The following is a 12604-nucleotide window of genomic DNA, read 5'->3' as shown; positions in this document are numbered from 1 at the left end:
GGTCGCCTCCTCAGTGGCCGTGCTCGGCTTCGCCCTTGGCCAGTTCGGCCTTGAGCAGGAAGGCGTTGGCACCGACGATGCGCTCGTTGCCGGTCAGCCCGCCGAGGATCTCGATGCGGTCGCCGGCACGACGCCCGGCCAGCACCGGCTGCGCCTTGAAGCCGCCATCGACGGCGACGAACACCGCGCTGCCGCCATCGACGTTCTGCACCGCATCGGCGGGCACGCTGAGCGAACCGTCCTGGCCTTCGGTGACCACCACCGCCGATACCGGCGAACCGGCCGGCGGCAACGAGGCATCGACCGGTGTGGCGCGGATCACGGCCACGCCACCCTGCTGGCGAACATCCGCGGCCGAGCCGGTGACGGTGGCGGTGAAGCTGCCACCCGGGACACTCACTTCCAGCTTCATGCCCGGCGTGACCTGCGCGGCCAGCGCCGGCGGTGCGGTGAACACCAGCTCGTTCATCGCCGGGTCGGCGACGTCGGCCACGGCGCTGCCGGCGGCGACTACGCCACCCGGAGTGACCTGCACGTTGCCGACGATGCCGGCCACTGGACTGGTGATGCGCACGCGGCCACTGGCATCAGGCGCACCGTTGGCGGCGGCCTGCGCCTGCGCGGCCGCGGCCTGGGCCTGGGCGGCCAACGAGCGGGCGCGCGAGGCTTCCATTTCCTGGCGCGCGACCACGCCCTGGTCGACCAGCGCCTTGTCGCGGCCATAGGCCAGGCGTGCGGCCTCGGCTTCGGCGGATGCGGCCAGCGCATTGGCGCGGAACACCGCCGCCTCGCCGCTGACCACGATGGCCAGTGCCTGGTTCTGTTTCACCGCGGTGCCCGGTGCAACCAGCACGCGTTCAACGCGGCCAGTCACGGTGGAGGCCACCGATGCACGCGCACCGACCGAGGGCTCGACCCGGCCTGCGAGGCGGGTTGAACCGCCGCCGCCACGACCGACGGCGACCACTTCGATACCGGAGGCCTTGATCTGCTCCGAGGTCAGCTGCACCACGCCTTCATCGGCGTCCGCCGGCGCCTTCGCGGTTTCTGCCTTGGCTTCCTTGCTGTCGGCGGCGTGGCCGTGGCCATCGTCTGTACCGGCCTTGGCCGCAGCGGGGTCTTCATTCGCAGGCGTCTGCGCGTTACCGGCGCAGCCGGCCAGGAACACGGTCAGCAGGAGGCCGCCGATGAGGGGGAAGGAACGGGAGAGAGTCATGGGGCCTCCACAAAGGGTGCGCGCCCTTCCAGGCGGGCGAGATCGATTTCCGCGCCGACGCGCGACAGGCGCGCATCCACGGCGGTGCCGCGGGCGGCGATGAGGGCGCTGCGGGTGCTGCGCAGTTCCAGCTGCGAGATGCGTCCGGCATCGAAGCCGACGCGGGCCAGGCGATACGCCTCTTCGGCGGCGACCACGCTTTCATCGGCGGCGCGGGTACGGCTGCCGGCGGCTTTCAGTCCGGCCACGGCGGACAGGCGTGCGGCCTCGCTGTCGCGGCGCTGCTGGTCCAGGCGTGCCTCGGCCGCGCGCTGGTCGGCATTGGCGGCGCGGATGCCACCGCGGTTGCGGTCGAACAGCGGGATGCTGAGACTGACCCCGAGGTTGTAGGCACGCTCGCCGCCTTCGCGGAAGCGGGTCTGCGCGGCGGTGACGCTGAGGTCGGGCAGGGCGCGCTTGCGCTCCACGTCGACCAGCTTGCCCGCCGCATCGGCTTCGGCTTCGGCGATGCGCACCGCCAGCGCGGTATCGGTGGCACCGCGCGGCAGCGGTGGCGCGCGGTCGAGCAGGCTGTTGTCGATCGACTGCACCGGCGCATCCAGCAGCGCGGTGCCGGCCAGGCGGGCCAGCGCGGCATCGCGGAACGCCTGTGCTTCATCCAGCGACGCCGTGGCATTGGCCACTTCGCTCTGTGCCTGCACCGCGCGCAGCTGTGGTTCGCGGCCCTGCTTGACCATCGCATTGACGGCAGCCGCATCGTCGCGGGTCAGGGTCAGCGCTTCGCCGGCGAGGGCGTAACGACGCAATGCACTTTCCGCCTGTGCGTAGACCGCCGCCAGTTGGCTGGCGACATCACTGCGGCTCTGCGAACCACGCAGGGCAGCGGCTTGTGCCTCGGCCCGGGCGGCACGAACGCGCGCGCCACGCTGGCCCCAGACCTCCAGCGGCTGGGACAGGGTGAGCACGGTGTCGGCCTTGCCCATGCCACGGTAGGTGCCGGAGCCCCAGGCATTCTCGGCCGAGTAGGAAAGGGAGGGATTGGGCAGCGCACGGGCCTGGTCGGCGCGCGCATCGGCGGCCTCGGCCAGTGCCGTACCCACACGGGTGCCGGGCAGCTGGTCCAGGCGTTCAAGCAGGGTGTCGTAGGAGGGGGCGGCTTGCGCCATCACCGATGCCGCCGGGGCCAGGCCCAGCAACACGGCGACGACCAGCCCGGCCGCACGCGGCGACCGAGGTGTCAGGATCGACATAGGGGGATTCCGGTTGTGAGTGAAACGGGAGCCCGCAATCGCGGGACGCGCTCAACTCACGCCCGGGGTGGACGCGTCAATTCATCCTGGGCGACCGCATAGGTCGCCGCATCGCCCGCACTCATCCAGCGCGCCGGCAGTGGCGCCCCGAAGGCGGCGATCGTGTGCGCCGGCAGGCTCAGGTTGGAGTGGTGGCAGTGGTTGTGGCCACAGGCACCGACATGCTTGCCGTCGGTATCGCCATCGGCATCCGGGGCGGACTCCACATGCACCGTGCTGGCATGCGGTTCCACCGTGCACGCCAGGGCATCGGCCACCGGCACGACCACGAATGCCGCCATCAGCAGCATCAGCAGGGTCGAACGGAGGTGGCGGGTGATCCAGCGCATGAAGGGGAGGCTAGCAAGCGGTTTTCGCCGGATACAATATCAATGGCCGCTTCGGGAATACGTCGGAATCTCCCGTTCAGGTGGGCGGCGTGGGGTCGGATCCCTTTCCTCCGGAAAGGGCTCTGACCCCGACACATTGCCGGCCAGCGGCCGGCACTACCCGGGTCACGGCAGCTTCGCGATGACCTTGATCTCGAACTGGAACCCATACAACCAGGTCACGCCGATGCCTGTCAGGGTCGGGTGCGGCGCCTCGCCCCAGTACTCCGGCACGATCGCCCAGGCCTTCTCGAAGTTCTTCTCCGGGTCGACCAGAAACACGGTCACGTCGATCACGTCATCGAACGTGCAGCCTGCGGCGGCCAACACCGCATTGAGATTCTCGAAGGCGCGGCGCACCTGCGTCTCGAAATCCGGCTCGGGCGAACCGTCCTCGCGGCTGCCGACCTGGCCGGAAACGAACAGGAAGCCATCGGACCGGATCGCCGGCGAATAGCGATTGCGCTGGTAGAGGGCCTGGCGCCCGGCGGGGAAAACGACATCACGCTGTGACATGGGGAAGATCCCGTGGGAGAGAAGGCCATCCTCCCCGCAGGCGCTGTCTGGATAAACCGCGATGATCGGCCTAGATTGATTGTCAATCCCAAACAATCACGGCCAGCCATGGACCGTTTCGAGGCGATGCGGGCGTTTGCCCGGGTGGTGGAAACAGGCAGCTTCACCCGTGCCGCGCACACCCTGCAGGTCAGCCGCACCACCGTCACCCAGCTGGTGCAGCAGCTGGAGGCGCACCTGCGGCTGCGCCTGCTCAACCGCACCACGCGGCGGGTCAGCGTCACCGCCGATGGCGCGGCCTTTTACCCGCGCATCGCCCGGCTGCTGGCCGAGCTGGACGAGGTGGAAGGCGGGCTGGGCGATGCGGCCGCCCAGCCGCGCGGACGCCTGCGCGTGGATGTGCCCGGGCCGTACGCGCGCTTGCGGCTGGTGCCGGCGCTGCCGGAGTTCCAGGCGCGCTATCCGGAGATCCAGCTGGACGTCGGCGTCAGCGACCGCGAGGTCGATGTCATCGCCGACAACGTCGACTGCGTGATCCGTGGCGGCACCCCGGCCGATCCGGCGTTGGTGGCGCGGCCGCTGGGGGCGTTGCCGATCGGTTTCCACGCCAGTCCGGGCTATGTGCAGCGTTTCGGGCGGCCAGCCGATCCGCGCGCGCTGGAAGGGCCCGACCATCACATGGTCGGCTTCCTCAGCCCGCGCAGTGGCCGTGCCCGCGTGTTCAGCGCGCAGCGCGGCGATGAGCGCATCGAAGTGCAGGGCCGCTATACGGTCGGCTTCGACGACGGCAACGCCTATCTGGCGGCCGCGTTGGCGGGGCTCGGCGTGGTGGTGCTGCCCAGCTACATGGCCGCGCCGCATGTAGCACGTGGCGAGCTGCTGCCTTTGCTACAGGACTGGCAGCTGCCACCGATGCCGATGCACGTGATGTTCCCGCCGAACCGGCACATGAGCCAGCGCCTGCGGGTGTTCATTGATTGGGTGATGGAAGCGTTGGGGTGAGTGCATCGATCGCGTGCGAAAATCCAGGGGCACGTACTGGAGAACGCACACCCTGATGAGCCGCATCGTCGCACTTGATACCGAGACCACCGGCATTTCCCATCGCCTGGGTCATCGCGTGATCGAAATCGGTGCCGTCGAACTGATCGATGGCCAGCTCACCGGTCGCCAGTTCCATACCTACCTGCAGCCGCAACGGAAGGTGGACTGGGGCGCGCAGCGCGTGCACGGCATCAGCGATGCAATGCTGGTGGGCAAGCCACTGTTCTCCAGCAAGGCCGCCGAACTGCTGGAATTCCTGCGCGGCAGCGAGATGGTTGCGCACAACGCCACCTTCGACGTCGGTTTCCTCGACAATGAGCTGCGCCTGGCCGGCATTCCCGCCACGCTGGCCCAGCACTGTCGGGTCACCTGCAGCCTGAAGCTGGCGCGCGGGCGCTGGCCCGGCCAGGGCAACAAGCTGGACGATGTGCTGCAGCGCCTGCGCATTCCAGGGACGCGTGGCCTGCATGGCGCGTTGAAGGACGCCCATCTGCTGGCCCAGGTGATTCCGCACCTGCGCTGAGCCGGTCCGGCCGTTGTTGTAGAGCCGAGCCCACGCTCGGCTGCTGTGTCCGGGAAAGCCTGAGCCGAGTTTGGGCTATGCCGGTCGTCCTGACCGTCACCCTACGGGCCGTCGCAAGCGACGTTGGCAGCGGCTCCTGTCGCTACCTTCGGCTCTACAAGGGCTCCCGCCGCCGCATTCAGCCCCAGCCTGTGGGTAACTTGCGCAAGTGCTTGAACCCGTGCATAATGCGCGGCTCGCTGTGTCCGGTTTTCTACCGGGCGGCGCCCCCGGGAGCACGTCCCCGGCCGCCCAACGCCAGCGTAACCCTTTGATTCTCTTGACGTGTGGTGGGCAACCATCGAGGCCGCCGTCTCCCGGGCTACGGGCTGACAACTACTACTATCGAGGTGCGCAATGTCCCGCGTATGCCAGGTTTCCGGCAAGCGAGTGCAGACGGGTAACAACGTCTCGCACGCCAACAACAAGACCCGTCGTCGTTTCCTGCCGAATCTGCACGAGCGCCGTTTCTGGGTGGCCAGCGAGAACCGCTGGGTCAAGCTTCGTGTTTCCGCGCATGCACTGCGCACCATCGACAAGAACGGCATTGATTCCGTTCTGGCTGAGCTGCGTGCGCGCGGCGAAAAGGTCTGAGGAGTAAAGCATCATGGCAGGCAAGCGCGATAAGGTCCGTATGATTTCCTCGGCCGGTACCGGCCACTTCTACACGACCGACAAGAACAAGAAGAACACCCCGGGGAAGATGGAATTCCTGAAGTACGATCCGGTCGTGCGCAAGCACGTCCTGTACAAGGAAGGCAAGATCAAGTAATCCGCAAGGATTGCTGATCCCCGCGAAGAAACCCGCCCTTGTGGCGGGTTTTTTCATGCCCGGTATCCATGCCTGGAGTCCCCATGGTGGGTGCCGACCGTTGGTCGACACGCTGCCTCCACACCCGGTAGGTGTCGACCTTGGTCGACACGCTCTCCCCACGCCCGGTAGGTGTCGACCTTGGTCGACACGCTGGTTCAAGGCAATCGAGCAAGCTCGACTCTACACACCCTGCTGGGCAGAATGGCCCATCACCTCCCGACGGGCGACGCGATGCTGTTCGAGTGGTTGCTGGGTTCCTACCTGCTGCTGATCGACTGGCTGATCCGGCTGGTCGCGCTGTGCTGGATTCCCACCCGCACCACGCCGGGTGCGGCGCGCAGCTGGCTGCTGCTGGTCGGCTTCGTGCCGCTGCTGGGCCTGCCGCTGTACCTGCTGTTCGGCCACCCATGGCTGTCGCGCGAGCGCATCCGCCGCCAGGCCGAGGCCTCTCAGGTGATCCGCGAGGAACAGGCGCTGCAGCACCGCCTGCGCTGGACCCCGCAGGCGGATACCGCCAGCGCCGAGATCGTGCCGCTGGTGCAGCGCCAGGGCGATTTCATGCCGGTGCACGGCAATGCGGTCGATCTGCTGACCGACTACGATGAATCGCTGCACACGCTCATCGCCGACATCGACCAGGCCGAAGACCGCGTGCACCTGCTGTACTACCTGATGTTCGACGACGCGGTGGGCGAGGCCATCGTCGAGGCACTGCAGCGTGCGGCTGCACGGGGCGTGCAGTGCCGTGTGCTGCTCGACGCGGTGGGTGCCAAGCGCGGCCTGCGCGCCTATCGCAAGCGCCTGGAAGCGCGCGACATCGAGGTGCGCGCGATGCTGCCCGGTGGCCTGCGCTGGCGTCGCAGCGGGCGCATGGACCTGCGCAACCACCGCAAGATCGCGGTGATCGACAACGAAGTGGCCTATGTCGGTTCGCAGAACCTGGCCGGACCGCAGTTCGTGCCCGGTCACCCGAACCGCGAGCTGGTGGCGCGCGTGCGTGGCCCGGCGGTGGCGCATCTGGAGGCGGTGTTCGCCAGCGACTGGTACATGGAAACCGGGCAGCGCCTGGATGTGATCGCCGATGTGCCCGAGTGCAGCGACGACATCGCCACCCAGCTGCTGCCCAGCGGCCCGGCCTACCCGTACAGCAACGCGCGCGATGCAGTGGCGGCGCTGATCCACCTGGCACGGCGCCGGCTGGTGATGGTCACCCCGTATTTCGTGCCCGATGAAGCCACGCTCAGCGCGCTGCGCATTGCGGCGTTGTCCGGCGTGGAAGTGCAGCTGATCCTGTCGGCCAGCAACAACCAGCGGCTGACCTCGTGGGCACAGGAGGCCTACTACGACGAGCTGCTGCGCTGTGGCGTGCGCATCGCCCTGTACGAGCCGCAGTTCCTGCACGCCAAGCACATGAGCGTGGACGAGGACATCGCCGTGCTCGGCTCGATCAACATGGATATCCGCTCGTTCGCGCTGAATGCCGAAATCGGCCTGATCTGCTACGACCGCTCGCTGGTGCAGCAGCTGTGCGCGATCGAGGATGGCTACCTGCGTGAGTCGCGGCAGCTGGACCTGCAGCAGTGGCGCAGCCGCCCCACCTGGCGGCGCAGCCGCGAGGGCATCGCACGGCTGGCCGATGCGTTGATGTGAGCGGAGCGCACGACCGGTGGGCTGGGTGCAACCGGCAGGGGGATGCAACCGATGCGGTGGATGCAACCGGCGGGGTGGATGCAACCGGGGGGGTAGAGTCGACTGTTAGTCGACTGCTCTTGCGATAAAAATCCCGCGCTGCGCGCGATAGTCGACTAACAGTCGACTCTACCCCCGGTTATTCCCGTCATTCCCGTCATCGCCGATGGCCTACAATCGGTGCATGACTGATTCACCGCGTAATGGCGAACTGGACCTGGCAATCATCGGTGGTGGTGCGGCCGGGGTGCTGGTAGCGATCCAGGTACTGCGCCAGGCGAAGGCGCCGCTGGCGCTGGCCATTTTCGAGCCGGCCTCGCAGCTGGCCCAGGGCATCGCCTATGCCACGCCGTGGCCGGAGCACCTGCTGAACGTGCCGGCGGCGAAGATGAGCGCGTTTGCCGACCCGCCCGGCGATTTCCTCGATTACCTGATGGCCACCAACGCCTACCCGGGCGAGGCGCGCGAGGTGCTGGGCGAGCGTTATGTGTGCCGCCACTTCTTTGCCGCCTACCTGCAGCAGCGCCTGCAGGAGGCCGCGGCCGCCAGCCCGGCACAGCTGCAGGTGATCGCGCAGCCGGTGCTGGGCCTGCAGCCGAATGACCGCGGCTACCAGCTGACACTGGGCGATGGCAGCACGCTGCACGCCGCGCAGGCGGTGCTGGCCACCGGCAACAGCATGCGCCCGCTGCCGGTACCCGGCGCCGATGCGCTGCCCGCCGATGACGTGATCGAGGCCTGGGACTACGACGGTGTGCGTACCCTGGCCGGCGACCATGCCGTGGCCATTGTCGGCTCCGGCCTGAGCATGGCTGACACCGTGCTGGCGCTACTCGCCGCCGGTCACAGCGGCCCGCTGCATGTGATCTCGCGCCACGGACTGCTGCCGCTGCCGCATGCGCACGGCGGCCTGCCCAGCTTCGACCCGGCCACGCTGCTGCCGATGAACCTGCGCCAGCGCCTGCACGCACTGCGCGGCTTCGCCCGCCAGGCGCGGGCCGATGGCCTGCCGTGGCAAGGCGTGATGGACCGCATCCGCCCGCACGGGCAGGCGCTGTGGTGCAGCCTCGATGAGGCCGACCAGCGCCGCTTCCTGCGCCACGTGGTGCGCTACTGGGATGTGCATCGCCACCGCATCGCCGAAGAGGTGGATGTTCAGCTGCAGGCGCTGATCGACAGCGGCCAGCTGCGCGTCCACCGTGCCCGCCTGCAACGCGTCTGGCGTGATGGCGATGCCGTGCAGTTGTCCGGCCGGGATGCCTCGGGCGAGGAACAGCAGTGGACGATTGGCGGCGTGATCAACGCCACCGGCGTCGAAACCCGCGCCAGTGCGCTGCGCAATCCGTTGCTGCAGCAGTTGCAGGCCGATGGGCTGGCGCGCCCCGGCCCGCATGGGCTGGGCCTGGACAGCTCGGTGCCGGGCGATCGCCTGTGTGCCGCGGGTGGCCAGCCGCAGGCACGGCTGGGCGTGCTCGGCAGCCTGCGCATCGGCAGCCTGTGGGAAAGCCTGGCGGTGCCTGAACTGCGTCAGCAGGCCCAGGCACTGGCAACCCAGGTGGTCGCAGGAGCCGCGACGGCGATGCCGTAAAATGGGGGCATGGATGTCTCCCACCTGCTTGATGGCCTGAACCCGGCCCAGCGCGAAGCCGTCTCCGCTCCCCCCGGCCACCACCTGGTGCTGGCCGGTGCCGGTTCCGGCAAGACCCGCGTACTCACCCACCGCATCGCCTGGCTGCATGAAGTCGACGGCGTGCCGACCCACGGCATCTTCGCGGTGACCTTCACCAACAAGGCGGCCGGCGAAATGCGCCACCGCATCGACGCCCAGCTGCCCAATGGCAGCCGTGGCATGTGGATCGGCACCTTCCACGGCCTGGCCAACCGCCTGCTGCGCCTGCACTGGCAGGACGCCAAGCTGCCGGAAGGTTTCCAGGTGATGGATTCGGACGACCAGCTGCGGCTGGTCAAGCGTGTGGTGCAGGCGCTGGAACTGGACGACGGCAAGTACCCGGCCAAGCAGATCGCGTGGTGGATCAACGCGCAGAAGGACGAGGGCCGTCGCCCGCAGCACATCCAGCCAGAGCCGCACGACGCCTGGCTGGAAACCATGCGCCAGGCCTACATCGAGTACCAGGCACGCTGCGACCGCGCCGGCCTGGTCGACTTCGCCGAGCTGCTGCTGCGCGCGCACGAACTGCTGCGCGACAACCCGGCGCTGCTGTCGCATTACCGCGCGCGCTTCCGCGAGATCCTGGTGGACGAGTTCCAGGACACCAACGCCATCCAGTACGCTTTCGTGCGCGTGCTGGCCGGTGATTCCGGCCACGTGTTCGTGGTCGGCGACGATGACCAGGCCATTTATGGCTGGCGTGGTGCCAAGGTCGAGAACGTGCAGGGCTTCCTGCGCGATTTCCCCGGTGCGCAGACCATCCGCCTGGAGCAGAACTACCGCTCCACCGCCAACATCCTCGGTGCCGCCAACGCGGTGATCGCGCACAACCCCGATCGCATCGGCAAGCAGCTGTGGACCGACAGCGGTGACGGCGAGCCGATCGATCTGTATGCCGCGTACAACGAGATGGATGAGGCGCGCTACATCGTCGAGCGTGCGCGCCAGTGGGTGCGCGACGGTGGCAGCTACACCGAAGTGGCCGTGCTCTACCGCAGCAACGCGCAGTCGCGCGCGCTGGAAGAAGCGCTGCTGAGCGAACAGGTGCCGTACCGCGTGTACGGCGGCATGCGCTTCTTCGAGCGTGCCGAAATCAAGGATGCGCTGGCCTACCTGCGCCTGCTGTCCAACCGCAACGATGACGCGGCGTTCGAGCGCGCGGTCAACACGCCCACCCGTGGCATCGGCGACCGCACGCTGGACGAAGTACGCCGCGAGGCGCGCGCGCAAGGCATTTCGCTGTGGGAAGCGACCATGCTGGTCACCCAGGGCAGCGCACTGGCCGCGCGCGCGCGCAATGCGCTGGCCGGCTTCCTGGTGCTGGTCAATGAGCTGCAGGCGCAGACCCTGCACATGACCCTGGCCGAGCGCGTGGACCACGTGCTGGCCCGCTCGCAGCTGCGCGAGCACTGGAGCAAGGAAAGCCGCAACGCGCTGGACTCGGAATCGCGCACCGACAACCTCGACGAACTGGTCTCGGTGGCCTCGCGCTTCGTGCGCCGTGCCGATGACATCGAGGAAGTGGGCGAGGACATGGACGAGCTGGTCGCGTTCCTGGCCTATGCCGCGCTGGAGGCCGGTGAAGGCCAGGCGCAGGCCGGCGAGGAAGGTGTGCAGCTGATGACGCTGCATTCGGCCAAGGGCCTGGAATTCCCGCTGGTGTTCCTGGCCGGCCTGGAAGAAGGCCTGTTCCCCAGCGCACGTTCGCTGGAGGAAAGCGGACGGCTGGAAGAAGAACGTCGCCTGGCCTACGTGGGCATCACCCGCGCACGCCAGAAACTGGTGCTGAGCTATGCCGAGTCGCGCCGCATCCATGGCCAGGACAACTACAGCCTGCCGTCGCGTTTCCTGCGCGAGATCCCGCGCGAGCTGCTGCACGAAGTGCGCCCGAAGGTGCAGGTCTCGCGGCCAGCCTCGATGGGTGCCAGCCGGGTGATGGGCCATGCCTCGATCGAGGCACCGCCGGTCAAGCTCGGCGCGCTGGTCACCCATCCCAAGTTCGGCGAAGGCATGGTGACCGACTACGAAGGCAGCGGCGCCCACGCCCGCGTGCAGGTCGAGTTTGCCGACGCCGGCAGCAAGTGGCTGGTGATGGCGTATGCGAATCTGACGGTGATCTGATCACCGTCGAGGGGCGGGATACCTGTAGAGCCGAGCCATGCTCGGCTGCTGTTGGCGGGGAAGAACAGCCGAGCATGGGCTCGGCTCTACAAAAGCGGTTGGACGTTACACGTATGGGGCCAGAGCCCTTTTCCGATGGAAAAGGGATCCGGCCCCGATTAGGCTGCGGTCATGACCCGCAACGTGCTCTTCCTCTGCAGCCAGAACCGCCTGCGCAGCCCGACCGCCGAGCAGGTGTTTGCTGATTGGCCGGGCATCGAGACAGCCTCGGCCGGGCTGCTGGCCGATGCCGAGGAAGTGCTCAGCCCTGAGCTGCTGCAGTGGGCGGACCTGGTGTTCGTGATGGAGCGCGCCCACCGCAATCGGCTGTCCAGCCGTTACAAGGCCTGGTTGAACGGCAAGCGGGTGATCTGCCTGGATATTCCGGACGACTACGAGTACATGGACCCGGTGCTGGTGGAACTGCTGAAGCGCAAGGTCACGCCGTTCCTGCGCTGAGCCCGGGTGTTGTAGAGCCGAGCCCATGCTCGGCTCCATGAGAAGGACAGAGCCTCAGTCCTGTGCTTTGGAGCTGACGGCCGCATCCTGCGCGGACATGTTCTGTTTGAAATTCGCCGTGAAATCAGTGACGGCACGTTCCAGCGCCTTCTCCCAGTTTTCCGGCGAAATGACCTGGAACACATTCGTGCCATGACCCTTGGCGGTAAACGACCGGACCCGGCCTCCGTCGTGGGTCGTCACTTCGACAGACAGATCCGCGACCATCTGCTGCGCCCAGCCGGCAGCCCGCCAGAAGTTGAAGGGCGCCCTGACCACGAACTCGTTCATCGACGCCTCCAGACGAAGGCATTGCGCATCGCACTGGTCGGCAGTGCGATAGCCCATGTTGCGCAGCGCCTGGATGATGATCTCGCGGGTCTTTTCGGATGTCGTGCCCGATTCCAGTACGAGGTTGAAACCATTACCGCTGCGGATCTCTCCGCCGACATTCTTGACTCGATCCGATGCGGGAACAAGAGAGAGGAAGTCTGGCGGGCGATTGTCACCCACGGGGGCGACCACGATCGTGGTGCCCTGTTCGGGGTTGACCCGGATGTCGGGCACATTTACTCGCACCACTTCCGTGCGGATGCCGCAGCCGGTGAGGAGCAGCAGCAACGAAAGACCAATTATCGACTTCATGTATCCCCCTGTTGGAATGGTGTCCTTGTCCTGCGCATTATCGCGTGGTCCGCAGGGCTCGGGAGTGGCTTTGGTCAGGGCAGGGCAGTCGAGCAAAAAGCAGCCGAGCATGG

At 67.5% G+C, this 12604-nt stretch carries 13 protein-coding genes; 8 read left to right on the top strand and 5 right to left on the bottom strand.

The genetic code is table 11. From position 1 onward, the window contains the following. Nucleotides 1-10 precede the first annotated feature (10 nt). From QP552_RS20455 to QP552_RS20440, 4 genes are all read right to left on the bottom strand, one after another. Nucleotides 11-1216 (bottom strand): efflux RND transporter periplasmic adaptor subunit, encoded by a 1206-nt coding sequence (locus QP552_RS20455; RefSeq protein WP_286074548.1) that lies wholly within the window; start codon nt 1214-1216, stop codon nt 11-13. Next, entirely contained in the window at nt 1213-2466 is a 1254-nt protein-coding gene (locus QP552_RS20450; protein ID WP_286074547.1) for a TolC family protein, read from the bottom strand. Before QP552_RS20450 ends, QP552_RS20455 begins: the two co-directional genes overlap by 4 nt. Before the next feature lie 56 nt (nt 2467-2522). Further along, nucleotides 2523-2855 (bottom strand): hypothetical protein, encoded by a 333-nt coding sequence (locus tag QP552_RS20445; protein ID WP_019337929.1) that lies wholly within the window; start codon nt 2853-2855, stop codon nt 2523-2525. A 165-nt stretch (nt 2856-3020) separates the two neighbouring features. Then, a complete protein-coding gene (locus QP552_RS20440; protein WP_107232639.1) occupies nt 3021-3410 on the bottom strand; it encodes a RidA family protein in 390 nt (129 codons plus the stop codon). Nucleotides 3411-3518: 108 nt separating this feature from the next. Between QP552_RS20440 and QP552_RS20435 the strand changes: the two genes are divergently transcribed. The 8 genes from QP552_RS20435 (at nt 3519) to QP552_RS20400 (ending at nt 11807) form a co-directional block, all read left to right on the top strand. Further along, complete coding sequence (locus QP552_RS20435) at nt 3519-4412, top strand: LysR family transcriptional regulator (RefSeq protein ID WP_286074544.1); 894 nt, start codon at nt 3519-3521, stop codon at nt 4410-4412. A 55-nt stretch (nt 4413-4467) separates the two neighbouring features. Further along, nucleotides 4468-4977 (top strand): DNA polymerase III subunit epsilon, encoded by a 510-nt coding sequence (gene dnaQ, locus QP552_RS20430; RefSeq protein WP_286074543.1) that lies wholly within the window; start codon nt 4468-4470, stop codon nt 4975-4977. Between the two features lie 396 nt (nt 4978-5373). After that, nucleotides 5374-5610: a 50S ribosomal protein L28 gene (gene rpmB / locus QP552_RS20425; protein WP_005411638.1), complete on the top strand. Its 237-nt coding sequence runs from the start codon at nt 5374-5376 to the stop codon at nt 5608-5610. A 10-nt stretch (nt 5611-5620) separates the two neighbouring features. Further along, the gene (rpmG, locus tag QP552_RS20420) at nt 5621-5788 is read left to right on the top strand and encodes a 50S ribosomal protein L33 (protein WP_169411268.1); all 168 of its coding nucleotides are present in this window, start codon (nt 5621-5623) and stop codon (nt 5786-5788) included. 273 nt (nt 5789-6061) lie between these two features. Then, on the top strand, nt 6062-7480 hold the full coding sequence (gene cls / locus QP552_RS20415; RefSeq protein WP_286075954.1) for a cardiolipin synthase: 1419 nt from the start codon (nt 6062-6064) through the stop codon (nt 7478-7480). A gap of 205 nt (nt 7481-7685) precedes the next feature. Continuing rightward, a complete protein-coding gene (locus QP552_RS20410; protein WP_286074541.1) occupies nt 7686-9107 on the top strand; it encodes an FAD/NAD(P)-binding protein in 1422 nt (473 codons plus the stop codon). Nucleotides 9108-9116: 9 nt separating this feature from the next. Next, complete coding sequence (gene uvrD, locus QP552_RS20405; RefSeq protein ID WP_111204302.1) at nt 9117-11309, top strand: DNA helicase II; 2193 nt, start codon at nt 9117-9119, stop codon at nt 11307-11309. A gap of 171 nt (nt 11310-11480) precedes the next feature. After that, nucleotides 11481-11807 carry a low molecular weight protein tyrosine phosphatase family protein gene (locus QP552_RS20400; protein ID WP_049454192.1) on the top strand — a complete coding sequence of 109 codons (327 nt, stop codon included), beginning with the start codon at nt 11481-11483 and terminating at the stop codon, nt 11805-11807. 54 nt (nt 11808-11861) lie between these two features. Here the strand turns inward: QP552_RS20400 and QP552_RS20395 are convergent, their stop codons facing one another. Beyond that, nucleotides 11862-12602, bottom strand: coding sequence for a hypothetical protein (locus QP552_RS20395; protein ID WP_286074540.1), 741 nt, complete (start codon nt 12600-12602; stop codon nt 11862-11864). Nucleotides 12603-12604 lie beyond the last annotated feature (2 nt).

Source organism: Stenotrophomonas sp. 59, assembly GCF_030291095.1.
Classification (GTDB): Bacteria; Pseudomonadota; Gammaproteobacteria; order Xanthomonadales; family Xanthomonadaceae; genus Stenotrophomonas; species Stenotrophomonas maltophilia_Q.
Note: the sequence above shows the minus strand (reverse complement) of the source record. Positions and strands in the feature narration are given on the sequence as shown.

What these genes read in the sequence shown, in the direction of transcription:
- QP552_RS20440 (WP_107232639.1), bottom strand. Translation starts at nt 3,410, where the DNA reads ATGTCACAGCGTGATGTCGTTTTCCCCGCCGGGCGCCAGGCCCTCTAC.
- QP552_RS20410 (WP_286074541.1), top strand. Translation starts at nt 7,686, where the DNA reads ATGGCCTACAATCGGTGCATGACTGATTCACCGCGTAATGGCGAACTG.
- QP552_RS20395 (WP_286074540.1), bottom strand. Translation starts at nt 12,602, where the DNA reads ATGCTCGGCTGCTTTTTGCTCGACTGCCCTGCCCTGACCAAAGCCACT.
- rpmB (WP_005411638.1), top strand. Translation starts at nt 5,374, where the DNA reads ATGTCCCGCGTATGCCAGGTTTCCGGCAAGCGAGTGCAGACGGGTAAC.
- QP552_RS20455 (WP_286074548.1), bottom strand. Translation starts at nt 1,216, where the DNA reads ATGACTCTCTCCCGTTCCTTCCCCCTCATCGGCGGCCTCCTGCTGACC.
- uvrD (WP_111204302.1), top strand. Translation starts at nt 9,117, where the DNA reads ATGGATGTCTCCCACCTGCTTGATGGCCTGAACCCGGCCCAGCGCGAA.
- QP552_RS20450 (WP_286074547.1), bottom strand. Translation starts at nt 2,466, where the DNA reads ATGTCGATCCTGACACCTCGGTCGCCGCGTGCGGCCGGGCTGGTCGTC.
- QP552_RS20400 (WP_049454192.1), top strand. Translation starts at nt 11,481, where the DNA reads ATGACCCGCAACGTGCTCTTCCTCTGCAGCCAGAACCGCCTGCGCAGC.
- QP552_RS20445 (WP_019337929.1), bottom strand. Translation starts at nt 2,855, where the DNA reads ATGCGCTGGATCACCCGCCACCTCCGTTCGACCCTGCTGATGCTGCTG.
- QP552_RS20435 (WP_286074544.1), top strand. Translation starts at nt 3,519, where the DNA reads ATGGACCGTTTCGAGGCGATGCGGGCGTTTGCCCGGGTGGTGGAAACA.
- dnaQ (WP_286074543.1), top strand. Translation starts at nt 4,468, where the DNA reads ATGAGCCGCATCGTCGCACTTGATACCGAGACCACCGGCATTTCCCAT.
- cls (WP_286075954.1), top strand. Translation starts at nt 6,062, where the DNA reads ATGCTGTTCGAGTGGTTGCTGGGTTCCTACCTGCTGCTGATCGACTGG.